Raw genomic sequence first — 25,345 nt, 5'->3', positions numbered from 1 at the left:
CCGGCTGCGCTCCGCTCCGCCGGGCGCGCTTCCCGGCTCTGGCTGCGCCCGCGCTCCTGCCTTCGGCCCGCTCGGCGCTGCCGCCGCCGACGCGCGCCCGCAGTGGATAGGCCCAAAGGGCATGAGACGAGAACCAAGCCCGCGGCTTCAAGACGATGCCTCCGGCGGGGGCGCTCAGACTCCGGGATGGGAGGGGCGCCGATCGCGAGTGCCGGCCGGAGCGGGGCGAGCGTCGTGGGGGCTCCCATCCCGACCACCTTCGACCCAGGCAGAGCCGAGCAGCCGCGGCCCAGGGCGTCAAGGTCGTTCGTACAGTGGCGCGCTCCACCTTGACGCCCTGAACCACGGCCGCTCCACGACGTGTGGGTCGAAGGCGGACGGGATGGGAGCCGGGGCGAGTGCTGGGTTGGCTGAAACCTCACCCGCAGGCCCCACTTTGTGGCAGTATGCAAGCCCGATATTTCTTCGAATGGGGGAACTGTGGAATCCGTCGAGAACATTTCCAGCCTGCTGGGCGTTGGGAAGCCTCCGGTTACCTCTAAGTGGAGGGGCATCTCCGACGGTTTTGCAATTCAGATGTTCTCCCTTCTGCACATCAGCGATTCTCTGATCCCGCAGATGGGCAGGACCCTCGGGGAATCTAAAGAGAATCCAATCTCTCGGCTTTTCAACTTGCTAGATGAAGAGGAGGGAAAAGAGTTTGGCGAGGTACTGGTCTGGATGGTTAAAGAATTGGGGGTAGCGCTCAAGAAGGTCGAGCGAGGGGGAGATCAGTCCGAGGATGATGGATCCATTAAGAAGGAATCCGGTGCATCCTTTTCTGTTCGCAGCTCAAATGTTTCCGCTGCATTCATCCAACTAGTCCACGATGTGGCAACTGGGGCGCCAGTAGCCGATAATGACACTTTGAGAAAGTCTCTGTTGGTAACGGCTGTTTCCAATTTCGAGGTCCTCTTCGGGAAGCTGGCGGAGGAGATCTATGGTGTGAATAAGTCGGCTCTTAATGACTCTGACTACACTTTCTCACTGCAGCAGTTGGGTGACTTCGAGTCGCTTGAGGATGCTCGTCAATTCCTTGTGGAGCGGCGCGTTTCCGCGCTCATGAGGGATAGTGTGGATGGTTGGGACAAGTGGCTTTCGAGAGCGGTAAAGGGAGTCTCAATGGCGGCGCTCCCTGTCGACTGGAAGAGCACGCGTGAAGTTTTTGCTCGACGAAATATTGTTGTTCATAATGGCGGCGTAGTGAACCGCATGTATATCTCTTCCCTTGTGCAGGCCGGTGTTGCGCAAACGGATCTGAAGCTTGGTGCGCAGCTTAAGATCGATTCTGATTATTTCTCTAAGGCCGTCCAGAACATTTTGGCTTTGGGGATGATCCTGGTTGCGGAGATCGGTAGGCGATTGAACAAGGAAGCGTCTGATGAGCTAAATCAAGGCCTTCTCTTCAATGCCGATGCGGCAGTGCGCCGAAAAGCGTGGGTCGCATCTACGGCGATTACTTCTTACCTGCTCTCTGGTAAATTGAATAGAGCCTCGCAGCTGCGTGCTCAAATGCTGAACTGGGTTGCACGTAAGGGTATGGGTGACGTTGATCGGGTGCATAAAGAAGTGACAGAGTGGGATATTAGTGGACTCTCCGAGGAATTCTCCCACTATAAGGCTGTGCTCCTCGGTGAGAAGGAAGAGGCCATTAAGGTTGTGGAAGATTTGATTTCCGGCGGAAAGCTGGCTCTGGTGGAGGTGGCCCTGCATCCTGCCTACGCAGAACTCCACGACGAACTCCCCTCGCTGGTCGCCCGAAAGCAGGCGGCTAGTGGTTCGAAAAAAGCGGTTGCCGCGAAAAAGGCGACGAAGAAGGTTGCGAAAAGAATTCCACGCAGGCCCGTAGCGAAAGAAGATAACGAATAGAGAGAGCGCCGATCGAGACTCCTCTGTGGAAATGATCTAACGGAGTCACGTCCAGCTGTACTGCCCTCACCGCGAGCGATGTCAGTGCAGCCGCCTAGGGTACTCAGACCAACGAAGTGTCCTGGGGGATACATGGCTACCTGGCTTCTGAGCTGCAACCCGAAGAAGTTCGACCTTGACGGGCACCGCCGGGACGGTCACGTCCTGGACTCGTGGACCGTCGTGCGCTTCGTGGGCGAGGTGGCAGCCGGCGACGAGTTCGTGTTGTGGGTGGGCGGCCAGAACGCTGGTGTGGTCGCCTACGGCCACTTCACCGGGGCAGCCGAGTACGGACAGCCTGACCTCCGTTACTGGGCCGAGGATCCCGGGCCGCGGCACTTTGTCCCGTTGGTGGTCGACAGGTGGTTGGACCTGCGAGTCCCGAAGCAGCGGCTCTTCGATGATCCGCGCATGGCCAACGCCACGATCAAGAAGCAGCCGTTCGCCGGCAGCCCTCACCGGCTGACCGATGAAGAGTGGCGCGCGGTTCGCGACGCCATCGACGTGTCGGAGGGTGCGGACCCAGATTGGGACCTCGTTCCGGGGGACGAGATCCGCAGGGTCGATCTCCACGCGCAGTACGGGGGGAGCAGCCAGAACGGCATCTCCCCTTGCGGCACCTCGGACAACATCTTGATTTTCACCGCGGCGAGCTCGGGACACCAGCACGGCTACTTCGACACCTGGAACGAGGACGGGACCTTCCACTACACCGGCGAAGGCCAGACCGGCAACCAGAAGATGATCCGGGGCAACAGGGCGATCCTGGAGCACAGCCAGACCGGCAAGCGTCTGCGTCTGTTCGACGGGGCTCGCGGAACGGTGCGCTACCTCGGTGAGTGGACGCTCGACGCCGAGGAGCCCTACACGGAGGACGAGGCGCCGGCCACTGGCGGCGGGGGGCTCCGGAAGGTCATCCGCTTTCACATGGTGCCGATCAAGGCCACCATCACCGCGCCCGAGGTCAAGATCGGGCAGGACTACGTGGCACCAGACGAAACCGTCGCGCCGGCACCGGTCGTCCCGAGCACACCGGATCCCGACCTCGTGGGACGCAACCTGTCGACCCACCGGAGGCTCCAAAACCTGCTGGCCGCCGAAGCGCAGAGCCGCGGGTACGTTGCGCTGTCGCCTGATGTCTCCGATCCCGACTTCGATCTTGCCTGGCAGACGGATGAGGGCCGCTTGACCGTGTGCGAGGTCAAGTCGCTGACACCGTCGAACGAGGCCCGTCAGCTTCGTGCGGGGCTTGGCCAGGTCCTTGACTATCAAGATCAGCTCCGCGAGAGGGCGCCGGAGATTTCCGCGGTCCTGTGGGTGGAGCGCGAGCCGTCTGAGCGGCGGTGGATCGACCTGTGCCAGCGGGTTGGCGTGACGCTTGCGTGGCCGGGCGAGGAGGAGTCAGCGTTCCGCGCGAGCGAGCCTGACATCCATGGCTGACATCAACGTCGGCGGACGACGGCAGACAGTAGTGGCCTCATACGACTATCGTCACAGGTCAGTGAGCTCCCTCACCTGGATCTTCGCCGCCGTTACGAGAATGGGATGATGTCGATTATGAAGGGACGCGTCCTTGTCGTCGACGACGACACCGCACTGGCCGAGATGCTCGGCATCGTGTTGCGTGGAGAAGGTTTCGAGCCGTCGTTCGTAGCGGACGGCGACAAGGCACTGGCCGCATTTCGTGAGGCCAAGCCGGACCTGGTGCTGCTCGACCTCATGCTGCCCGGAAGGGACGGCATCGAGGTGTGCAGGCTGATCAGGGCCGAGTCCGGTGTGCCGATCGTCATGCTCACCGCCAAGAGCGACACCGTCGATGTCGTGGTCGGCCTGGAATCGGGTGCCGACGACTACATCGTCAAGCCGTTCAAACCCAAGGAGTTGGTCGCCCGGATCAGGGCACGTCTGCGGCGGTCCGAAGAGCCCGCCCCGGAGCAGCTGACCATCGGTGACCTGGTCATCGACGTGGCCGGCCACTCCGTGAAGCGGGAAGGGCAGTCCATCGCCCTCACTCCGCTGGAGTTCGACCTGCTGGTCGCGCTCGCCCGTAAGCCGTGGCAGGTCTTCACCCGTGAGGTCCTGCTGGAACAGGTGTGGGGTTACCGCCACGCGGCCGACACCCGCCTGGTGAATGTGCATGTCCAGCGTCTGCGCTCCAAGGTCGAGAAGGACCCGGAGCGGCCGGAGATCGTGGTGACGGTCCGAGGCGTCGGCTACAAGGCCGGACCGAGCTGAGATGCCCCGAGGCAGTACCGCTCCGGGGCCCGGCGAGCCGGGAGTCCGTACGGAGCGGGCTGTCGGCCCGGGGCGGAAGGCGCCACGTATGAGCCGTTTCCTGAAGGGCGGCCGGCTGTTCGAGGACCGGACGCCCGGCGGGCCCGTTCCGCGCCTGCTGATGCGGTGGGTGCGCCGTCCCCTGCTGCCCGCCGTCCGGCTGTGGCGGCGCAACCTGCAGTTGCGCGTCGTCGCGGGCACGCTGCTCATGTCGGTCGTGGTCGTGCTGCTGCTCGGTTTCGTCGTCATCGGGCAGGTGCGCAACGGCCTCCTCGACGCGAAGAGCAAGGCCGCCCAGACCCAGGCCGCCGGTGGTTTCGCCGCGGCCCAGGAGAAGGCCAACGCCCCGCTCGTGCCCGAAGGACAGGGCAGCGAGCGCACCGACGGCGTGACCGGTACGACCTCCTGGCGCACCGAGCTCGTCGACCAGCTCGCCAGTGGCGGCAAGAACGCGTTCAACGTGGTGGCGCTCAGCGTCGACTCGGTCTCCGAGGGGGCGAGCAGCCGGGCGGCGCGCGGTTCGGGCAGTGTCGAGGCGTCCAGCGTGCCCGAGCGGTTGCGGCGGAACGTGGGCGAGGGGCAGGGCGCGTTCCAGACGTACTCCCTGATCCGGTACTCGTACGGCAAGGAGTCGCAGCCGGGGCTCGTCGTCGGCAAGCGGCTCTACGACATCGACCAGCAGCCCTACGAGCTCTACTACCTCTTCCCGCTCACGCAGGAGGAGAAGTCCCTGACGCTGGTCAAGACGACCCTGGCCACCGCCGGGCTGTTCGTCGTCGTGCTGCTCGGGGCGATCGCCTGGTTCGTGGTGCGCCAGGTCGTCACCCCGGTACGGATGGCGGCGGGCATCGCCGAACGGCTCTCCGCGGGCAGGCTCCAGGAGCGGATGAAGGTCACCGGCGAGGACGACATCGCCCGGCTCGGCGAAGCCTTCAACAAGATGGCCCAGAACCTTCAGCTGAAGATCCAGCAGCTGGAGGAGCTCTCCCGGATGCAGCGGCGGTTCGTCTCCGACGTCTCGCACGAGCTGCGGACCCCGCTCACCACCGTCAGGATGGCCGCCGACGTCATCCACGAGGCGCGCGCCGACTTCGACCCCGTCACCGCGCGCTCCGCCGAGCTGCTGGGCGACCAGCTCGACCGGTTCGAGTCGCTGCTCGCCGATCTGCTGGAGATCAGCCGCTTCGACGCGGGCGCGGCCGCCTTGGAGGCTGAGCCGATAGACCTGCGGACCGTGGTGCGCCGGGTGATCGGCGGCGCCGAGCCGCTCGCCGAGCGCAAGGGCACCCGGATCCGTGTCGTGGGTGACGACCAGCCGGTGATAGCCGAGGCCGACGCCCGCCGCGTCGAGCGGGTCCTGCGCAACCTCGTGGTCAACGCCGTCGAGCACGGCGAGGGCCGGGACGTCGTCGTGCGGATGGGGGTGGCCCAGGGCGCGGTCGCCGTGGCGGTGCGCGACTACGGTGTCGGGCTCAAGCCCGGCGAGGCGACCCGGGTCTTCAACCGGTTCTGGCGGGCCGACCCGGCACGTGCCCGGACCACCGGCGGGACGGGGCTCGGCCTCTCCATCGCCGTCGAGGACGCCCGGCTGCACGGCGGCTGGCTCCAGGCGTGGGGCGAGCCGGGCGGCGGCTCGCAGTTCCGGCTGACCCTGCCGCGTACGGCGGACGAGCCCCTGCGAGGTTCGCCGATACCGCTGGAGCCCGAGGACTCCCGGCGCAACCGGGACGAGCGGGAGCGCCACGAGGCCGGGGCGGGCGCCTCGGACGACCAGCGGCTGACGTCGGTTCCGGCCCAGGGCGGGGCCGGTGAGCGTTCGCCGCTGCCCGTGCCGCCGCGCGGTCCGGCCGCCCACCACGCCGCCCCCGCCTCGGTGCACCCCGCCGCACTGCCCGGCAACGGGGCACGCGTCGTCGCGCGCCCCGCCCCGGAGCGCCCGGGCGGGCGTGCGGGCTCGGGCACACAGCAGGCCGACCGGTCCGAACAGGAGGACACCACGCGTGGGTACTGACCGCCGTCCGGGCGTCCGGGGCAGGGCGGTGCGGATCTCCGCGCTGCTCGGCTGCGGCGTCATCGTGCTGGCCGGCTGCGGCTCGATGCCGGTGAGCGGGGACGTCAAGGCGGTCGACGCCTCGCAGCCCGGGGACTCCCAGGTTCAGGTGTACGCGGTGGCGCCTCGGGAGGGCGCGCCGCCCAGCGAGATCGTCGACGGCTTCCTGGAGTCGATGACCAGCGACGATCCCGCGTTCGCGACCACCCGGAAGTACCTGAGCGCCGACGCCCGGGGCACCTGGCGGCCGGGCGGCGGCACCACGGTGCTCGCCCAGGCGCCCAACCGCAGCGGCCCCCTGCTCCACGACGAGGCCAACCGCGCCGCCCGGGACAAGGAGACCACCTACACGCTGACCGGCGAGAAGGTGGCGGAGATCGACGCGCAGAGCTCGTACCGGCCGCTCGCCCCCACCGACTACTCCCAGACCCTCCATCTGGTGCGGGAGAACGTGGCGGAGGGCAAGGAGGAGTGGCGCATCGACGTCGTGCCGGACGGTCTGGTCCTCGGCCAGTCCGACTTCAGGCGCCTCTACCGCTCGGTGAACAAGTACTTCTTCGCCACCGGCCTTACCGACGGCCGGCCGACGCTGGTCGCGGACCCCGTCTACGTACGCAACCGCACGGATCCGGTCACGCGGATGGACACCGCGACACAGACCGTCCGCACCCTGCTCGCCGGGCCGACGAACTGGTTGAGGCCCGTGGCCGACTCGCGCTTCCCGGAGGGGACGGCCCTGCGCAAGGGGGTCACCGCGCTGGCGCCGGACGACCAGAACGTCCTGAAGGTGCCGCTCAACGGTAAGGCCGACAAGGTGGGCCGCAGCGCCTGCCGGATGATGGCCGCCCAGGTGCTCTACACGCTCCGCGACCTGACCTCGGCGAGGGTCGAACGGGTGGAGTTGGAGGGCGGGAAGGGCTCGCTCTGCGCGCTCGACGCCGACGACGCCTCGGGCTTCTCCGCCGACAACGGCTCGGACGGGGCCGACAGCCAGTACTTCATCAACGACAAGGGCCAGGTGGAGCGGATCCTCGGCGCCACCGACGGGACCGAACCGGTGACCGGGCCGCTGGGTACGGGCACCGTCCCGATGGGGTCGGTCGGAGTGGCGCGGGACGAGGAACGGGCCGCCGCGGTCTCCGCGCAGGGGCAGAGCCTCTACGTGTCCTCGCTGGAGGCGGACGGCGAGCTGGTGGCGCCCCTGGTCACCAGCACGGCGAAGAAGGCCGCCGACCGGCTGTCGCCGCCGAGCTGGGACGGGCGCGGCGACCTGTGGGTCGCCGACCGGAATCCGGCGGGGCCCCGGCTGCTGCGGCTGGCCGGCGGGACGGGCGAGCCGCAGGAGGTCCGGGTGCCGGGCCTGGACGGCGCACGCATCGAGGCGCTCAGGATGTCCGCGGACGGCGTGCGGATAGCCCTGCTGCTGACGAAGGACGGCCGGACGACGCTCAACATCGGCCGGGTCGAGCGCCGGGGTTCCTCGGTGGTCCCCAAGATCTCGGTCGAGGATCTGCGTCAGGCCGCGCCCCAGCTCACGGACGTGACCGCCATCTCCTGGTCGGGGCGGAGCCGGCTCGTGGTGGTCGGCAAGGAGGAGGGCGGCGTCCAGCAGGTGCGGTACGTGCAGGCGGACGGCTCCACCTCGGGCTCCGGTGCGCTGCCCGGGGTGAACCAGGTCCAGTCGGTCGCCGCGGCCGACGACGAGCTGCTTCCGCTGATGGCGGAGACCGAGGGCGACGGCATCGTGAAGCTCTCGCCGGGGGACAACTGGCAGACGGTCCTCAAGCAGGGCACGTCGCTGGTCTACCCCGGCTGACCGGCCGGGACGGGCGCGGACAAGGGCCGTCGGTCCACGGAGGCCGACGTCCCGGCCCGGGGTTTTCCACAGGGGTGGTCCGGTCGTGGCCGGACCGCCACAGTGGGGGCATGCGGCACGGGTGGCGGGAGCTGTCCGGTCTGCTCCTGCCGGTGGCCTGCGCCGGCTGCGGCAGACCGCGCACCGACCTGTGTCCGGTCTGTGCGGCCGCGCTGCACGGCGGCCCGGCCCGCCCGGCCCGGCCCGCGCCCCGGCCGCCGGGCCTTCCTGCGGTGTACGCGGCGGCACCGTACGGGAACGCCGTACGCGCGGTTCTGCTGGCCCACAAGGAACGAGGGGCACTCGGGTTGGCGGGTGCGCTCGGCCGGGCGCTGGCGGGTGGCGTACGGGCTGTGGCGGGGCGACCGGACGGCCCGGGCCCCCTGCTGCTGGTCCCGGTCCCCTCCGCCCGTTCCGCGACCGCGGCGCGCGGCCATGACCCGGTGCGCCGGATCGCCGCCGCGGCCGCGCGGGACCTGCGGCGCGGCGGTCTGCCCGCCCAGGTGGTCCCGCTGCTGCGGCAGCGCCGCGCGGTCGCCGATCAGGCGGGCCTGAGGGCCCCGCAGCGACGGGCGAACCTGTCCGGTGCGCTGGGGGTCACCGCCGGGGGACGCGCACTCCTGCGGCAGCGGTCCTCCGGACAGGGCTCGCTCCATCACCGCCGGGTGATCCTGGTCGACGATCTGTTGACGACCGGATCGACGCTGGCGGAGGCGGCCCGCGCCCTGCGGGAGGCGGCGGTCGGGGTCCGCGAGCCCTCCGCGCGCGAGGTGTGCCGGGCGGCGGTCGTAGCGGCTTCTCCGTCCGCCTTCGAAATAAACCGGAACTGACGGGGAACCTGCGACGTTGCAGGTAAAGAGAGGGCAATACCCCCTGAACGGAGGTACGCGCCAGTAGCGGGTGCCGAGACCCGGCCGCGCAGGCTATGTTCGGAGGTGAGGAACGGTGAATGCCGGACCTCGACGAATGCACCAAGAGGTTTCGGGCAGGTAACTCACCGTAGGAGAAGCGCACAAGCCGGTGGGATTGACAGACCTCCGGCGGGGGAGGAGGAGGCGAAAGCCACCGAGTCCGAAGGCCCTGGTGATCTCCGGGGCCTGGTGCAAAAGGGAGATGCTCCGCCGCTGAGCGGAGCGATCCGGGAACGGAGTTCTGCGTGGACATCGTCGTCAAGGGCCGCAAGACCGAGGTGCCCGAGCGGTTCCGCAAGCACGTGGCCGAGAAGCTGAAGCTGGACAAGATCCAGAAGTTCGACGGCAAGGTGATCAGCCTCGACGTCGAGGTGTCCAAGGAGCCGAATCCCCGTCAGGCCGACCGTTCCGACCGGGTGGAGATCACGCTTCGCTCGCGGGGGCCGGTCATCCGGGCGGAGGCGGCGGCGGGCGACCCTTACGCAGCGCTCGATCTGGCCACCGGAAAGCTGGAGGCCCGGCTGCGCAAGCAGCACGACAAGCGCTACAGCCGACGGGGCAACGGCCGTCTGTCGGCCGCCGAGGTCGGGGACGTGGTCCCCGGTGTCGCCTCGTTCGACGAGGACGGCGAGCTGGTCGGCGACCAGTCGCCGGCGCCCGTCCCCACCACGAGGATCGGCTCGCTCGAAGTGCAGGGCGAAGGGCCTCTCGTGATGCGCGAGAAGACCCACACCGCCGCACCCATGTCGCTCGACCAGGCGCTCTACGAGATGGAACTGGTCGGTCACGACTTCTACTTGTTCGTCGACTCCGAGACCAAGGAGCCCAGCGTCGTCTACCGGCGACACGCGTACGACTACGGCGTCATCCACCTGAGGACCGACCCACTCGCCGCGGACGAAGCCGGCGGCGCGGGCGGGGCGCTCGGCGGCTGAGGCCCGATCGCCGGTGGTGCCCGCGGTGGCGTTTTCACGCCATCGCGGGCACCACCGCGCGGGCGCAGCGCCACCGGGCCGGGGTCCGGGCATGGAATCATGGCGGCCCGAGCCAATCGGTGTTCCGCGGGCCGCCGTTGGCGAACGACCGATATCTCAGGCCGTGGCCTTCAGGGGGAGGAACGATGGCGGACACCTTCGGGCCCGTGCGCGGGGCTGACGGGCCCGACGCCGACACCGGCGCGTATGCCGGAGCCGACGCGGACGGCGTCCCGCGCAAGGAGCCCATCAGGGTCCTCGTGGTCGACGACCACGCGCTCTTCCGCCGGGGGTTGGAGATCGTCCTCGCTCAGGAGGAGGACATCCAGGTCGTCGGTGAGGCCGGGGACGGCTCGGAGGCGGTCGACAAGGCGGCCGATCTGCTGCCCGACATCGTGCTGATGGATGTGCGGATGCCCAAGCGCGGCGGCATCGAGGCGTGCACGGCCATCAAGGAGGTGGCCCCCAGCGCGAAGATCATCATGCTGACGATCAGCGATGAGGAGGCCGACCTCTACGAGGCGATCAAGGCGGGCGCGACCGGCTACCTCCTCAAGGAGATTTCCACCGACGAGGTCGCCACCGCCATTCGCGCGGTCGCCGACGGGCAGTCGCAGATCAGCCCGTCGATGGCGTCCAAGCTGCTCACCGAGTTCAAATCGATGATCCAGCGCACCGACGAACGACGGCTCGTTCCGGCGCCCCGGCTCACCGACCGCGAGCTGGAAGTGCTGAAACTCGTGGCGACCGGTATGAACAACCGTGATATCGCCAAGGAGTTGTTCATTTCCGAGAACACGGTGAAGAACCACGTCCGCAATATCCTGGAGAAACTGCAGCTGCACTCCCGGATGGAAGCCGTGGTCTACGCCATGCGCGAGAAGATTCTCGAGATCAGGTAAGGGGAGCGGGTGGCGGGCGCCCCGTGTCCGCCGCTCCGGCCCATGGCGAGGCGGCCGGCGCGCGGTGACCACGGACGGCCACCGCGGACCCGCTGCGCGCCCGGCGTCAGCGGTGGGCGCGCCGCAGGGCGTGGCCGATCTCCGCCCTGAGCGGCTCGCGCAGCTCCGGGGCGTCCACCCGGTCGACCCGGATCTCCGTGCAGCCCACCCAGGCCGCCGCCTCCACCAGCGCCTCCGCCATCGGGGCCACCGCCTTCGGGCCCGCCAGAGACGCCTGCCTGGCCACCAGCGTGGTGCCCTCGCGCGCCGGGTCGACCCGGCCCTGGAGCTTCCCGCCCGCCAGCAGCGGCATCGCGAAGTACCCGTGGATCCGCTTCTGCTTGGGCACGTACGCCTCCAGCCGGTGCGTGAAGCCGAAGATCCGCTCCGTACGCGCGCGCTCCCAGATCAGGGAGTCGAACGGGGACAGCAGCGTCGTCCGGTGGCGTCCGCGCACCTCCCCGGCCAGCGCCTCCGGGTCGGCCCAAGCGGGCTTCGCCCAGCCCTCCACCTCGACCGGGACCAGCCCCGAGTCCGCCACCACCGCGTCGAACTCCTCGCCCCTGAGCCGGTGGTAGTCCGCGATGTCGGCGCGCGTGCCGACCCCCAGGGCCCGGCCGGCCAGGGCCACCAGCCGCCGTCGGCACTCGGCGTCGCTCAGGTCGTCGTGGAGCAGGGCGTCCGGAATGGCACGCTCGGCCAGGTCGTAGATCCGCTTCCAGCCGCGCCGCTCGGTGCAGACCACCTCGCCGTACATCAGGGCCCGCTCGACGGCGACCTTGGACGCCGACCAGTCCCACCACTCGCCGCCGTTCTTCGCGCCGCCCAGCTCGGTCGCCGTCAGCGGGCCCTCGTCGCGCAGCTGCTTGATCACCGTGTCGTACACGCCGTCGGGCAGGTCGTGCCCCCAGTGCGGGCGGGAGCGGTAGGCGCGGCGGCGGAACGCGAAGTGCGGCCACTCCTCGACGGGCAGGATGCACGCGGCGTGCGACCAGTACTCGAAGGCGCGGCCGCCCGACCAGTAGGCGTCCTCCACCGTGCGGCGGCCCACCGCGCCGAGCCGCGCGTACGGGATCAGCTCGTGCGAGCGGGCCAGCACCGAGATGGTGTCCAGCTGGACCGCGCCGAGGTGGCGCAGCACCCCCGGCACCCCCGCCCGGCGGTCCGGGGCCCCCAGGAACCCCTGGGCGCGCAGGGCGATGCGGCGGGCCTGGTCGGCGGAGAGTTCGACTGCGGGAGGAGGCACAGGCGTCATACGTCGAACCCTAGACGCCGCCACTGACAGCCCGGCCCCGGATTCCGGTCTCCGGCCCCGCGGTCACCGCGCGGCGTCCGGGGGGCCGGCGGGCAGGGCCGTCCGCCGCCCCGGGAGGTAGGGATGGGTTCCGGCCAGCCCCAGGTCGGACGGGAGCAGGGCCGCCGTCCAGGCGTCGCGCCGGACGCCCTTGTTCAGCAGCCCGGACCGCTGTTCGCCCTCCAGCCGGAACCCGGCCCGCAGGGCGACCGCCCGGGAGGCGACGTTGCCGGTCTCCGCCCGCCACTCCAGCCGTTCCGCGCCGAGCGAGGTGAAGGCCCAGCGGGCGGCGGTGAGCACCGCCTCCGTGACGTAGCCCCGGCCCCGGTGCTCCGGGGCGGACCAGTAGCCCACCTCGTACGTCCCCGGCCGGCTGCGGCGGTCGACGGAGAGCGCCCCGACGAGCGCGTCGCTCTCCCGCAGGACCAGGGCGAAGCCGTAGGCGGAATCGTCGCTCCAGCCCGCCGGGGCGAGCCGCGTGGTGAACAGTTCCGCGTCCGTGAGGCGGTAGGGGGAGGGGATCACCGTCCAGCGCTGGATGTCCGGGTCCTGGCAGGCGGCGTGCACCCGGAAGGTGTCCTGCGGGCCGAAGGGCCGCAGGAGCAGGCGCTGGGTGGTGAGGGTGATCGGCTCCATGGACCGATTCTCGTGAGCCCGCTCCGGCGGTGCGAGCACTTTTGCGGCTTTCCGGCACCTTCCGCGTGTCCGGACCGTTGTTCAGGGAAGGGGGCGGCGAGGTCCACGCGACAGCAGCCCTCCCGACGCGGTGGTGTCCTCGCTTACGATGGCCGTTGCGGTGGGGCCCACCTGCCGTGCCCGCGCCAGAGTCCATCACACGACCCAGTGCCAGGCCCGACCGGCAAGGAGACCAGCCTCAGTGTCCGTCTTCAACAAGCTCATGCGTGCAGGCGAAGGCAAGATCCTGCGCAAACTGCACCGCATCGCGGACCAGGTCAGCTCCATCGAAGAGGACTTCGTCAACCTCTCCGACGCCGAGCTGCGGGCGCTCACCGACGAGTACAAGGAACGGTACGCGGACGGCGAGAGCCTGGACGACCTGCTTCCCGAAGCGTTCGCCACGGTCCGTGAGGCCGCCAAGCGCGTTCTCGGACAGCGCCACTACGACGTGCAGATGATGGGCGGAGCCGCCCTGCACCTCGGTTACGTGGCCGAGATGAAGACCGGTGAGGGCAAGACCCTCGTCGGCACCCTGCCCGCGTATCTGAACGCGCTCTCCGGCAAGGGCGTGCACCTGATCACGGTCAACGACTACCTCGCCGAGCGTGACTCCGAGCTCACGGGCCGGGTCCACAAGTTCCTCGGTCTGTCCGTCGGTTGCATCATCGCCAACATGACTCCGGCCCAGCGCCGTGAGCAGTACGGCTGCGACATCACGTACGGCACGAACAACGAGTTCGGCTTCGACTACCTGCGCGACAACATGGCGTGGTCCAAGGACGAGCTCGTCCAGCGCGGCCACAACTTCGCCGTGGTCGACGAGGTCGACTCGATCCTCGTGGACGAGGCCCGTACGCCGCTGATCATCTCCGGCCCGGCCGACCAGGCCACCAAGTGGTACGGCGACTTCGCCAAGCTGGTCACGCGTCTCACCAAGGGCGAGGCGGGCAACCAGCTCAAGGGCATCGAGGAGACCGGCGACTACGAGGTCGACGAGAAGAAGCGGACCGTGGCCATCCACGAGGCCGGCGTCGCCAAGGTCGAGGACTGGCTCGGCATCGACAACCTCTACGAGTCGGTCAACACCCCGCTCGTCGGTTATCTGAACAACGCCATCAAGGCGAAGGAACTGTTCAAGAAGGACAAGGACTACGTCGTCATCGACGGCGAAGTCATGATCGTCGACGAGCACACCGGCCGTATCCTCGCCGGCCGCCGCTACAACGAGGGCATGCACCAGGCGATCGAGGCGAAGGAAGGGGTGGACATCAAGGACGAGAACCAGACCCTCGCCACGATCACCCTGCAGAACTTCTTCCGCCTCTACGACAAGCTCTCCGGCATGACCGGTACGGCGATGACCGAGGCCGCCGAGTTCCACCAGATCTACAAGCTCGGCGTGGTGCCGATCCCGACGAACCGGCCTATGGTCCGCGCCGACCAGTCGGACCTGATCTACCGCACCGAGGTCGCCAAGTTCGCCGCGGTCGTCGACGACATCGCCGAGAAGCACGAGAAGGGCCAGCCGATCCTGGTCGGCACCACCTCGGTCGAGAAGTCCGAGTACCTCTCGCAGCAGCTCTCCAAGCGCGGTGTCCAGCACGAGGTGCTCAACGCCAAGCAGCACGACCGGGAGGCGACGATCGTCGCCCAGGCGGGCCGCAAGGGCGCCGTCACCGTCGCCACGAACATGGCCGGACGAGGCACCGACATCAAGCTCGGCGGCAACCCCGACGACCTCGCCGAGGCGGAGCTGCGCCAGCGCGGTCTCGACCCGGTGGAGAACGTCGAGGAGTGGGCCGCCGCGCTGCCCGCCGCGCTGGAGGCGGCCGAGCAGGCCGTGAAGGCGGAGTTCGAAGAGGTCAAGGAGCTCGGCGGGCTCTACGTGCTCGGCACCGAGCGCCACGAGTCGCGCCGTATCGACAACCAGCTGCGCGGTCGTTCCGGCCGTCAGGGCGACCCGGGCGAGTCCCGGTTCTACCTCTCGCTGGGCGACGATCTGATGCGTCTGTTCAAGGCCCAGATGGTCGAGCGCGTCATGTCGATGGCGAACGTCCCGGACGACGTCCCGATCGAGAACAAGATGGTCACCCGCGCCATCGCCTCCGCCCAGTCGCAGGTCGAGCAGCAGAACTTCGAGACGCGCAAGAACGTCCTGAAGTACGACGAGGTGCTCAACCGGCAGCGCGAGGTCATCTACGGCGAGCGCCGCCGCGTCCTGGAGGGCGAGGACCTCCAGGACCAGATCCGGCACTTCATGGACGACACGATCGACGACTACATCCGGCAGGAGACCGCCGAGGGCTTCGCCGAGGAGTGGGACCTGGACCGGCTGTGGGGCGCCTTCAAGCAGCTCTACCCGGTGAAGGTCACCGTCGAGGAGCTGGAGGAGGCGGCCGGAGACCTGGCGGGCGTGACCGCCGACTTCATCGCCGAGTCGATCAAGAACGACATCCACGAGCAGTACGAGGAGCGCGAGAACACCCTCGGCTCCGACATCATGCGTGAGCTGGAGCGACGCGTCGTCCTCTCGGTGCTCGACCGCAAGTGGCGCGAGCACCTCTACGAGATGGACTACCTCCAGGAGGGCATCGGCCTGCGGGCGATGGCCCAGAAGGACCCGCTGGTGGAGTACCAGCGCGAGGGCTTCGACATGTTCAACGCCATGATGGAGGGCATCAAGGAGGAGTCCGTCGGCTACCTGTTCAACCTGGAGGTCCAGGTCGAGCAGCAGGTCGAGGAGGTTCCGGTGCAGGACGGCGCGGAGCGTCCCTCGCTGGAGAAGCAGACGGCCCCGCAGATCCGTGCCAAGGGCCTGGAGGCCCCGCAGCGGCCGGACCGCCTCCACTTCTCCGCCCCCACGGTGGACGGCGAGGGCGGTGTCGTCGAGGGCGACTTCGCCAACGAGGAGGCCACCGGCGCCACCCGGTCCGCCGACGGCATGACGCGTGCGGAGCGCCGCAAGGCGCAGAAGAGCGCCGGCGGCGGTGGCCGCCGCCGCAAGAAGTAGCGGTCGCGGCACCCCGGCGGGGGCCGGACACCTTCGGGTGCCCGGCCCCCGCCGCGTTCTCCGGCTCACCGCCGTCCCGGGGCCGCCGCGGTGAGGCGCTCGCCGCCCAGCTCCACGGCGGCGCAGCGCCACCGCTGGTCGGAGCCCTGCTCCAGACGGAAGGCCATCGCCCGGACCCGGTCGCCCGCGACGATGCTGGCGAACGCCTCGACCACCCCGGTGACGGGCTGCGCCCCGCGGCAGTGGCGGAGGACCGGGCGGCTGCCCCGGGCGGCTCCCAGCGGGGTGCTGGGGGCCAGTTCGGCGAGCTGGTCGTATGCCTCGCCGACGGTGTGTCCGAGCATCCAGTGCACCGGGCGCTGGCCGCTCAGGACGGCGAGCAGCCGCTCGGCGAACCACTGGTGCGGCCGCTGCGGCCGGTGGGGCAGCGGCTGCCGGGACCGCTGCGGAGGTACCGACCGGGGCCCGCGCTGGTCGCGTCGGCCGGCGGGCCTCGTCCTGTCCGTGCTCATGATCCATCGCCCCCGTTGAGCGGGCCCGGCGGTACCGGGCGGTAACTTTTGTTGGGGATCTTCTACGGGCGGGGTCGTCAGCCCCGCAAGCGGCCTTCGGGCGCCGAACGCTCCCGCGCGGATTCACCTATCCGTGGCGTGGCCCCTGTGGGGCAAGGGCGACGGCGGGGGTGACGGGGCGCCGGGCGTTAACGGACGCCCCCGGTTGCCGAAACCCGAAAGGGGACGGCCCCCACGTATCCTGAGGACGTCTCCCCCTACGAAAGCGGCCTGCCATGCGCGTGTACGTCCCCCTGACCCTCTCCGGTCTCGCAGCGGCGCACGGTGCGGGCGAGCTCGGCCCCGGCCCGCTGACCGCCTACGCGGTGACCCCCGGGCTGCGCGAGTGGTACGCCTCCGACGACATCGAGGAGCTGGAGTACGCGGCGCTCAACCGGGCCGCCGCCGCCTCGCTCCGGATGATCGCCGGAACGCCGGACGAGGCGCGCCGCCGGGTCGTCGTCGCCGTCGACGTACCGGACGGGGCGGCCGTCGCCGACCCCGACCAGGGGCTGAGCGCGGCCTCCCTCGGCGAGGTGCGGATCGCCGCCGCCCTGCCGCTGGCCAAGGCGGCGGCGGTGCACGTGGACGCGGACGACGCGGAGAAGGACGTGGCCGCCGCGGCCGCCGCCCTGGGCGCGGCCGACCTCGGCGACGACGACGCCCGGTTCACCGTGGACGGGGCCGAGGACCACGAGCTGCTCTGGTTCGGCGTCCAGGAGATCCCGCAGCTCATCGGCTGAGGGCCGCGTTGTCGTACCCGCCGGGTACGGTCGACGCATGACTTCGGGGACGACGCGCACACATCTGGTCTGGGACTGGAACGGCACCCTGCTCGACGACACGTACGCCGTCGTCCGGGCGACGAACGCCGCGTTCGCGGAGGTCGAGCTGGAGCCGATCACGCCGGAGCGGTACCGGGAGATGTACACCATCCCCATACCCCGGTTCTACGAGCGGTTCCTGGGCCGGCTGCCGACCGAGGCCGAGTGGGAGCGGATGGACGGCGTCTTCCACCGGTACTACGCCGAGCAGCGGACGGCCTGCGGGCTCACCGCCGGCGCCGAGGAGCTGCTGCGCGGCTGGCAGCGGGCCGGGCGCAGCCAGTCGCTGCTGAGCATGTACGGGCACGAGCAGCTGGTGCCGGTGGTGCGGGGGTACGGGATCGAGCCGAGGTTCGTCCGCGTCGAGGGGCGCCGGGGGCCGTCGGGCGGGAGCAAGGCGCTCCACATGGAACGGCATTTCGAGGCGCTGGCCGGGGTGGACGGGATCGCCCCGGAGAACGCGGTGGTCATCGGGGACGCGCTCGACGACGCGGTGGCGGCGGCGCACGTGGGGGCGCGGGCGGTGCTGTACACCGGGGGGTCGCACAGCCGGCGCAGCCTGGAGGGCGCGGGGGTGCCGGTGGTGGACAGCCTGGCGGAGGCGGTCGCGCTGGCGGAGACCTTCGCCGGGTAGCGGCTGGCGGAGCGTGGACGCGTCGGCGAGTGGGCGACGGAGCGGCGCGCGGCGGGGCGGCGACGGACGGGCGCGCGGTGAGGGGGAGCGCCGACCGGCGTGCGGCGGGGAGGGTCGGACCGGCGTGGGCGAGTGGGTGTCGGACCGGTGTGTGGCGGGGAGCGCCGACAGGCGTGCGGTGGGGAGTGCCGGGCGGCCGGTGGGGCACGAGATCCGGTGAGGGGGCATCGCGCACTGTCCGGAGTGTCAAAGTTCGGGGGGTTCTTTTGTACATAAGCAGCTCATGACGGGATGGGGTCAGGGAGCGATAGCCTGGTGCCGTGATCAGCGCGATACGCCTCGGGGGCAGTGAAGCCCCCGGCCACCGCCCGGAGTGCCACAGCACCCGGGCCATCCGCGATCTCCCCACTCCGGACCCACTGCCGAAAACGGCCACTATGGTCCTGGGTATCTCTCGAAGCGGCATAGCGTCGACCCAGACCGGAAAACCCGCGTCGTGGCGGTACGCCGCTTTTCTCACCTACGTCACGCAACGGCGCGCGACAGGAGCCAGAGGACATGCAGACCAAGCTGGACGAAGCCAAGGCCGAGCTGCTCGAAGGGGCCGCGAAGGTAGCTGAAAACGGTCCGGGCGGTGGTGTCGGTGGCCCGGGAGGTGCACCCCGGGCGCGGATCGCCGCAGCCGGGGCCGACGAGAGCGCCCGCGACGGTGGCGACACCGTGCTCGCCTACCTCCAGCGCTACTACCTGCACACGGCTCCGGAGGACCTCGGCGGGCGTGACCCGGTCGACGTCTTCGGCGCCGCCGCCTCGCACTTCCGGCTGGCCGAGGAGCGTCCGCAGGGCACCGCGAACGTCCGGGTGCACACCCCGACCGTCGAGGAGAACGGCTGGACCTGCAGCCACTCCGTCGTCGAGGTCGTCACCGACGACATGCCCTTCCTGGTGGACTCCGTCACCAACGAGCTGTCCCGGCAGGGCCGCGGCATCCACGTCGTGATCCACCCGCAGGTCACCGTCCGCCGAGACGTGACCGGCAAGCTGATCGAGGTCCTCTCCGGCGGCCCCGGCACTCCCAAGCCGGGCGCTAAGGGCGAGCTGCCGCACGACGCGCTCGTCGAGTCCTGGATCCACGTCGAGATCGACCGCGAGACCGACCGCGCCGACCTCCAGCAGATCACCTCCGACCTCCGCCGCGTCCTGTCCGACGTGCGCGAGGCCGTCGAGGACTGGCAGAAGATGCGCGAGGCCGCCCTGCGGATCGCCGACGACCTGCCCGGCGAACCGCTCGACGACCTCGCCGACGAGGAGGTCGAGGAGGCCCGCGAGCTGCTGCGCTGGCTGGCCGCCGACCACTTCACCTTCCTCGGCTACCGCGAGTACGAGCTGAAGGACAGCGACGCCCTGGCCGCCGTGCCCGGCACCGGCCTCGGCATCCTGCGCTCCGACCCGCACCACAGCGAGGACGAGGCCCACCCCGTCAGCCCGTCCTTCGACCGGCTGCCCGCCGACGCCCGCGCCAAGGCCCGCGAGCACAAGCTCCTGGTCCTGACGAAGGCCAACAGCCGGGCCACCGTGCACCGCCCCAGCTACCTCGACTACGTCGGCGTGAAGAAGTTCGACGCCAAGGGCAACGTCGTCGGCGAGCGGCGCTTCCTCGGCCTCTTCTCCTCCGCCGCCTACACCGAGTCCGTGCGCCGGGTGCCCGTCATCCGCCGCAAGGTCGCCGAGGTCGTCGAGGGCGCCGGGTTCTCGTACAACAGCCACGACGGGCGCGACCTGCTCCAGATCCTGGAGACCTACCCGCGCGACGAGCTGTTCCAGACGCCCGTCGACCAGCTCCGCTCCGTCGTGACCTCCGTGCTCTACCTCCAGGAGCGCCGCCGACTGCGGCTCTACCTGCGCCAGGACGAGTACGGCCGCTACTACTCCGCGATCGTCTACCTCCCGCGCGACCGCTACACCACCGGCGTGCGCCTGCGGCTGATCGACATCCTCAAGGAGGAGCTCGGCGGGAACAGCGTCGACTTCACCGCCTGGAACACGGAGTCGATCCTCTCCCGTCTGCATTTCGTCGTCCGCGTCCCGGTCGGCACCGAGCTGCCGCACCTCACCGACGCCGACGCCGACCGCATCGAGGCCCGCCTCGTCGAGGCCGCCCGCTCCTGGGCCGACGGGTTCGGCGAAGCCCTCATCGCCGAGCTGGGCGAGGAGCGCGCCGCCGAACTCCAGCGCCAGTACGGCCACTCCTTCCCCGAGGGCTACAAGGCCGACCACTCGCCGCGCGCAGCCGTCTCCGACCTGGTCCACCTCGAAACCCTCCGGGAGGGCGAGAAGGACTTCGCCCTCAGCCTGTACGAGCCCGTCGGCGCGGGCCCCGGAGAGCGCCGCTTCAAGATCTACCGGACCGGCGAGCAGGTCTCCCTCTCCGCCGTCCTCCCCGCGCTCCAGCAGCTCGGCGTCGAGGTCGTCGACGAGCGGCCGTACGAACTGCGCTGCGCCGACCGCACCCACGCCTGGATCTACGACTTCGGGCTGCGGATGCCCGTGGTCACCGGCAACGGGGGCCACCTCGCCGACGACGCCCGCACCCGCTTCCAGGAGGCGTTCGCCGCCGTCTGGAAGGGCGAGGCGGAGAACGACGGCTTCAACGCGCTGGTCCTGGGCGCCGGGCTGACCTGGCGGCAGGCCATGGTGCTGCGCGCGTACGCGAAGTACCTGCGGCAGGCCGGTGCGATGTTCAGCCAGGACTACATGGAGTCCACGCTCCGCAACAACGTCCACACCACCCGGCTGCTCGTCTCGCTCTTCGAGGCGCGCATGTCGCCCGGCCGCCAGCGCGCCGGCACCGAGCTGACCGACGGGCTCCTGGAGGAGCTGGACGGGGCCCTGGACCAGGTCGCCTCGCTCGACGAGGACCGCATCCTGCGCTCCTTCCTCACCGTCATCAAGGCCACGCTGCGCACCAACTTCTTCCAGAAGACGGACGAGGGCGTCCCGCACTCGTACGTCTCGATGAAGTTCGACCCGCAGGCCATCCCGGACCTGCCCGCGCCCCGACCGGCGTTCGAGATCTGGGTCTACTCGCCGCGCGTGGAGGGCGTCCACCTGCGGTTCGGCAAGGTCGCCCGCGGTGGTCTGCGCTGGTCGGACCGGCGTGAGGACTTCCGTACGGAGGTCCTCGGCCTGGTCAAGGCGCAGATGGTGAAGAACACCGTCATCGTGCCGGTCGGCGCCAAGGGCGGCTTCGTCGCCAAGCAGCTCCCGGACCCGTCCGCGGACCGGGACGCCTGGTTCGCCGAGGGCATCGCCGCGTACCGCACGTTCATCTCGGCGCTGCTGGACATCACCGACAACATGGTGGCCGGCGAGGTCGTGCCGCCCGCCGACGTCGTCCGGCACGACGAGGACGACACCTACCTCGTCGTCGCCGCCGACAAGGGCACCGCGAGCTTCTCCGACATCGCCAACGAGGTCGCCGTCGCGTACGGCTTCTGGCTCGGCGACGCGTTCGCCTCCGGCGGTTCGGCCGGCTACGACCACAAGGGCATGGGCATCACCGCCCGCGGCGCCTGGGAGTCCGTCAAGCGGCACTTCCGGGAGCTGGGCCACGACACCCAGACCGAGGACTTCACCGTCGTCGGGGTCGGCGACATGTCCGGCGACGTGTTCGGCAACGGCATGCTGCTCTCCGAGCACATCCGCCTGGTCGCCGCCTTCGACCACCGGCACATCTTCATCGACCCGAACCCGGACGCCGCCACCTCGTACGCCGAGCGGCGCCGCCTGTTCGACCTGCCGCGCAGCTCCTGGGCCGACTACGACACCGGCCTGCTCTCGGCGGGCGGCGGCGTCCACCCGCGCAGCGCCAAGTCGATCCCGCTCAACACGCACATCCGCGAGGCGCTCGGCATCGACGCGTCGGTGAGCAAGATGACGCCCGCCGACCTGATGCAGGCCATCCTCAAGTCCCCCGTGGACCTGGTGTGGAACGGCGGCATCGGCACGTACATCAAGGCCGTCGCCGAGTCGAACGCCGACGTCGGCGACAAGGCCAACGACGCGATCCGCGTCAACGGCGAGGACCTGCGGGCCAAGGTCGTCGGCGAGGGCGGCAACCTCGGCGCGACCCAGCTCGGCCGGATCGAGTTCGCCCGCTCCGGCGGCCGGATCAACACCGACGCGATCGACAACAGCGCCGGTGTGGACACCTCCGACCACGAGGTGAACATCAAGATCCTGCTCAACGGTCTGGTCCGGGACGGCGACATGACCGTCAAGCAGCGCAACAAGCTGCTCGCCGACATGACCGACGAGGTCGGCGCGCTCGTCCTGCGCAACAACTACGCGCAGAACGTCGCGCTCTCCAACGCCTCCGCCCAGGCCCCGTCCCTGCTCCACGCCCAGCAGCGCTTCATGCGCCGTCTGGAGCGCGACGGCTCGCTCGACCGGGCGCTGGAGTTCCTGCCCGCCGACCGGCACATCCGGGAGCTGCTGAGCAACGGCAAGGGACTCACCCAGCCCGAACTGGCCGTCCTGATCGCCTACACGAAGATCACGGCGGCGGACGAGCTGATCTCCACCGTCCTCCCCGACGACCCGCACCTGCAGAAGCTGGTCCACGCCTACTTCCCGAGCGAGCTGCGCGAGCGGTTCCCCGAGGCGGTCGACGGGCACGCGCTGCGCCGCGAGATCATCACGACGGTCCTGGTCAACGACACGGTGAACACCGCCGGTTCGACCTTCCTGCACCGGCTGCGGGAGGAGACCGGGGCGTCGATCGAGGAGATCGTGCGGGCCCAGTACACCGCCCGTGAGATCTTCGGCCTCTCCCAGGTGTGGGACGCGGTCGAGGCGCTCGACAACAAGGTCGCGGCCGACGTGCAGACCCGGATCCGGCTGCACTCGCGGCGGCTGGTGGAGCGCGGTTCGCGCTGGCTGCTGGGCAACCGGCCGCAGCCCGTCGCCATCGCGGAGACCATCGAGAGCTTCCGGGACGGCGTGGCGCGGGTCTGGGACGAGCTGCCCAAGCTGCTCAAGGGCGCGGACCTCGACTGGTACCACTCGATCCTGGACGAGCTGACGGCCGTCGGGGTGCCGGACGAGCTGGCCGTGCGGGTCGCCGGGTTCTCCTCGGCCTTCCCGGCGCTGGACATCGTGGCCATCGCCGACCGTACGGGCAAGGAGCCGCTGGAGGTCGCCGAGGTCTACTACGACCTCGCGGACCGGCTGCGGATCACCCAGCTCATGGACCGGATCATCGAGCTGCCCCGCGACGACCGCTGGCAGTCGATGGCCCGCGCCTCCATCCGCGAGGACCTGTACGCGGCGCACGCGGCGCTCACGTCGGACGTGCTCAGCGTCGGCGACGGCTCGGCCACGCCGGAGGAGCGGTTCCGGGCGTGGGAGGAGAAGAACGCGGCGATCCTGGCCCGTTCGCGCTCCACGCTGGAGGAGATCCAGGGGTCCGACGCGTTCGACCTGGCGAACCTGTCGGTCGCCATGCGGACGATGCGGACGCTGCTGCGTACGCACGCCTAGGCGTCGGTCGTCGTACGTCCGAGGGGCCGGCACCCGGTGGGTGCCGGCCCCTCGGCGTGGGGGTTCGTCCTCAGGCGCCGGGCCGGCTTGACCGGGTGAACGCCTCGTACGCCTTCACCACGTCCCCGGCCGGACCGTCCATCCGCAGTGTGCCCGCCTCCAGCCACAGTGCCCGGTCGCAGGTCTCGGTGATCGACTTGTTGCTGTGGCTGACCAGGAAGACCGTGCCCGCCTCGGCGCGCAGCTCCTTGATGCGGTCCTTGCTGCGGCGCTGGAACTTCGCGTCGCCCGTGGACAGGGCCTCGTCGATCAGGAGCACGTCGTGGCTCTTGGCCGCCGCGATGGAGAAGCGGAGGCGCGCGCCCATGCCCGAGGAGTACGTGCGCATCGGCAGCGTGATGAAGTCGCCCTTCTCGTTGATGCCGGAGAAGTCGACGATCTCGTCGTAGCGTGCGCGGATCTGGGCGCGCGTCATGCCCATGGCGAGCCCGCCCAGCACGACGTTGCGCTCGCCGGTCAGGTCGCTCATCAGCGCCGCGTTCACGCCGAGCAGCGACGGCTGGCCCTGGGTGTGCACCGTGCCCCGGGTCGGCGGGAGCAGCCCCGCGACCGCCTTGAGCAGGGTGGACTTGCCGGAACCGTTGGAGCCGATCAGGCCGATCGCCTCGCCCTTGTACGCGGCGAAGCTGACCCCCTTCACGGCGTGCACCGTGCGGGCGCCGGGGGCGCCGCGGCGCGAGGTGAGCCGGCTGAGCGCGGAGGTCGCGCTGCCCCGGCCCGTACGCGCGCCGTTGACCGTGTACGTGATGTGGACGTCGTCGACGACGACGGTCGGGACCCGCGGGTCCTCGGGGGTGTCCTTGACGTCAGCCACGTCCGTACGTCTCCTCGGCCTTCCAGAAGTACACGAATCCCGCCACGCCGCACAGCAGCGCCCAGCCGGCCGCCGCGGCCCAGGCGAAGGGCGGCAGCTGGTCCCAGGTGTAGCTGTCGATGAGCGCGTACCGCACCAGGTTGATGAAGAGCGCCGCCGGGTTGTACTCCAGCACCAGCAGCACCGCGCGCGGCACCCGGTCGCCGGCCAGCAGGTGGTCCAGGCTCCACATCACGCCGGACGAGTACATCCAGGTCCGCAGCACGAACGGGGTCAGCTGGGCGATGTCCGGGGTCTTCGCCGTCAGCCGGGCCATGGCCATCGACAGCCCGGTGTTGAACAGCGCCTGGAGCGCCAGCGCCGGGACGGCCAGCAGCCAGGCCGGGCGGGGGTACTGGCCGAAGGCCAGCAGGATCAGGGCCAGCGCGCCCAGCGAGAACAGCAGTTGCTGGAGCTGCTGGAGGGCCAGCGCCACCGGCAGCGAGGCGCGCGGGAAGTGCAGGGCCCGCACCAGCCCGATGTTGCCGCTGATGGCCCGCGTGCCCGCGGTGATCGAGCTGCTGGTGAACGTCCAGATGAAGACCCCGGTGACCAGGAACGGGACGAAGTCCTCCACCCCGTGCTTGGTGTTCATCAGGACGCCGAAGATGAAGTAGTAGACCGTCGCGTTCAGCAGCGGCGTCATGATCTGCCAGATCTGGCCGAGCTTCGCCTGGCTGTACTGGGCCGTCAGCTTGGCCGTCGCGAACGCCGTGATGAAGTGCCGCCGGCCCCAGAGTTGCCGGACGTACGCGGGCAGGGACGGCCGCGCCCCGCTGACCTTCAGGCCGTGGCGGGCGGCGAGGGCCGCCAGCTCACCGGGGGCGTAGGTGGGGACGGCCGGGCCGGAGGCGCTCTCCGGAGACGGTGCCGGGGACGGCGGGGCTGCTGTCTGGCTCACCACGAACTGTCGCTTTCGACGGAAGCGGAAGGGGGAGGGGGAGGGGG

At 70.0% G+C, this 25,345-nt stretch carries 17 protein-coding genes; 12 read left to right on the top strand and 5 right to left on the bottom strand.

The annotated features are described in order from the left end of the window. Positions 1 to 480: 480 nt before the first annotated feature. The 8 genes from IF19_RS1000000137505 to IF19_RS0133300 all read left to right on the top strand — a co-directional run bounded on the left by IF19_RS1000000137505 (position 481) and on the right by IF19_RS0133300 (position 10,913). Positions 481 to 1,908, top strand: coding sequence for a hypothetical protein (locus tag IF19_RS1000000137505; protein ID WP_136975163.1), 1,428 nt, complete (start codon positions 481 to 483; stop codon positions 1,906 to 1,908). Positions 1,909 to 2,040: 132 nt separating this feature from the next. Further along, on the top strand, positions 2,041 to 3,387 hold the full coding sequence (locus IF19_RS0133330) for an SRA domain-containing endonuclease (RefSeq protein ID WP_030119384.1): 1,347 nt from the start codon (positions 2,041 to 2,043) through the stop codon (positions 3,385 to 3,387). A gap of 105 nt (positions 3,388 to 3,492) precedes the next feature. After that, the gene (gene mtrA / locus IF19_RS0133325; protein WP_007448372.1) at positions 3,493 to 4,182 is read left to right on the top strand and encodes a two-component system response regulator MtrA; all 690 of its coding nucleotides are present in this window, start codon (positions 3,493 to 3,495) and stop codon (positions 4,180 to 4,182) included. A gap of 1 nt (position 4,183) precedes the next feature. Beyond that, on the top strand, positions 4,184 to 6,232 hold the full coding sequence (mtrB, locus tag IF19_RS0133320; protein ID WP_032747166.1) for an MtrAB system histidine kinase MtrB: 2,049 nt from the start codon (positions 4,184 to 4,186) through the stop codon (positions 6,230 to 6,232). Positions 6,233 to 6,260: 28 nt separating this feature from the next. Next, positions 6,261 to 8,087, top strand: a complete 1,827-nt coding sequence (locus tag IF19_RS0133315) for an LpqB family beta-propeller domain-containing protein (RefSeq protein ID WP_030278030.1) — start codon at positions 6,261 to 6,263, stop codon at positions 8,085 to 8,087. A gap of 110 nt (positions 8,088 to 8,197) precedes the next feature. Continuing rightward, positions 8,198 to 8,956 (top strand): ComF family protein, encoded by a 759-nt coding sequence (locus IF19_RS0133310; RefSeq protein WP_030278029.1) that lies wholly within the window; start codon positions 8,198 to 8,200, stop codon positions 8,954 to 8,956. Positions 8,957 to 9,282: 326 nt separating this feature from the next. Continuing rightward, positions 9,283 to 9,972 (top strand): ribosome hibernation-promoting factor, HPF/YfiA family, encoded by a 690-nt coding sequence (gene hpf, locus IF19_RS0133305; RefSeq protein WP_030119389.1) that lies wholly within the window; start codon positions 9,283 to 9,285, stop codon positions 9,970 to 9,972. A 185-nt stretch (positions 9,973 to 10,157) separates the two neighbouring features. Further along, positions 10,158 to 10,913: a response regulator gene (locus IF19_RS0133300; RefSeq protein ID WP_030119390.1), complete on the top strand. Its 756-nt coding sequence runs from the start codon at positions 10,158 to 10,160 to the stop codon at positions 10,911 to 10,913. Between the two features lie 106 nt (positions 10,914 to 11,019). On the opposite strand, the gene IF19_RS0133295 is transcribed toward IF19_RS0133300, so the two are convergent. Together IF19_RS0133295 and IF19_RS0133290 are read right to left on the bottom strand one after the other, a co-directional pair. Beyond that, on the bottom strand, positions 11,020 to 12,207 hold the full coding sequence (locus tag IF19_RS0133295) for a winged helix-turn-helix domain-containing protein (protein ID WP_030122152.1): 1,188 nt from the start codon (positions 12,205 to 12,207) through the stop codon (positions 11,020 to 11,022). Positions 12,208 to 12,270: 63 nt separating this feature from the next. Continuing rightward, positions 12,271 to 12,882 (bottom strand): GNAT family N-acetyltransferase, encoded by a 612-nt coding sequence (locus IF19_RS0133290; RefSeq protein WP_030119393.1) that lies wholly within the window; start codon positions 12,880 to 12,882, stop codon positions 12,271 to 12,273. Between the two features lie 241 nt (positions 12,883 to 13,123). On the opposite strand from IF19_RS0133290, the gene secA reads away from it, so the two are divergent. Beyond that, complete coding sequence (gene secA, locus IF19_RS0133285; protein WP_030278028.1) at positions 13,124 to 15,934, top strand: preprotein translocase subunit SecA; 2,811 nt, start codon at positions 13,124 to 13,126, stop codon at positions 15,932 to 15,934. A 65-nt stretch (positions 15,935 to 15,999) separates the two neighbouring features. Here the strand turns inward: secA and IF19_RS0133280 are convergent, their stop codons facing one another. Beyond that, the gene (locus IF19_RS0133280) at positions 16,000 to 16,446 is read right to left on the bottom strand and encodes an Rv3235 family protein (protein WP_030192954.1); all 447 of its coding nucleotides are present in this window, start codon (positions 16,444 to 16,446) and stop codon (positions 16,000 to 16,002) included. A gap of 275 nt (positions 16,447 to 16,721) precedes the next feature. Between IF19_RS0133280 and IF19_RS0133275 the strand changes: the two genes are divergently transcribed. The 3 genes from IF19_RS0133275 (at position 16,722) to IF19_RS0133265 (ending at position 23,484) form a co-directional block, all read left to right on the top strand. Then, the gene (locus IF19_RS0133275) at positions 16,722 to 17,228 is read left to right on the top strand and encodes a DUF6912 family protein (RefSeq protein WP_030278027.1); all 507 of its coding nucleotides are present in this window, start codon (positions 16,722 to 16,724) and stop codon (positions 17,226 to 17,228) included. A gap of 37 nt (positions 17,229 to 17,265) precedes the next feature. After that, positions 17,266 to 17,943 carry an HAD family hydrolase gene (locus tag IF19_RS0133270; protein WP_030119398.1) on the top strand — a complete coding sequence of 226 codons (678 nt, stop codon included), beginning with the start codon at positions 17,266 to 17,268 and terminating at the stop codon, positions 17,941 to 17,943. 558 nt (positions 17,944 to 18,501) lie between these two features. Beyond that, positions 18,502 to 23,484 carry an NAD-glutamate dehydrogenase gene (locus IF19_RS0133265; protein ID WP_030119399.1) on the top strand — a complete coding sequence of 1,661 codons (4,983 nt, stop codon included), beginning with the start codon at positions 18,502 to 18,504 and terminating at the stop codon, positions 23,482 to 23,484. 70 nt (positions 23,485 to 23,554) lie between these two features. Here IF19_RS0133265 and IF19_RS0133260 read toward each other — a convergent pair whose 3' ends face one another. Continuing rightward, a complete protein-coding gene (locus IF19_RS0133260) occupies positions 23,555 to 24,358 on the bottom strand; it encodes an ABC transporter ATP-binding protein (protein WP_030119400.1) in 804 nt (267 codons plus the stop codon). Next, positions 24,351 to 25,301 (bottom strand): ABC transporter permease, encoded by a 951-nt coding sequence (locus tag IF19_RS0133255; RefSeq protein WP_030119401.1) that lies wholly within the window; start codon positions 25,299 to 25,301, stop codon positions 24,351 to 24,353. The genes IF19_RS0133260 and IF19_RS0133255 overlap by 8 nt, the downstream gene beginning before the upstream one ends. Positions 25,302 to 25,345: the final 44 nt, after the last annotated feature.

It is taken from the genome of Streptomyces californicus, from assembly GCF_000717645.1.
GTDB lineage: Bacteria > Actinomycetota > Actinomycetes > Streptomycetales > Streptomycetaceae > Streptomyces > Streptomyces californicus.
The sequence above is the reverse complement of the archived record's forward strand: the minus strand, read 5'-3'. Positions and strand labels throughout refer to the sequence as shown.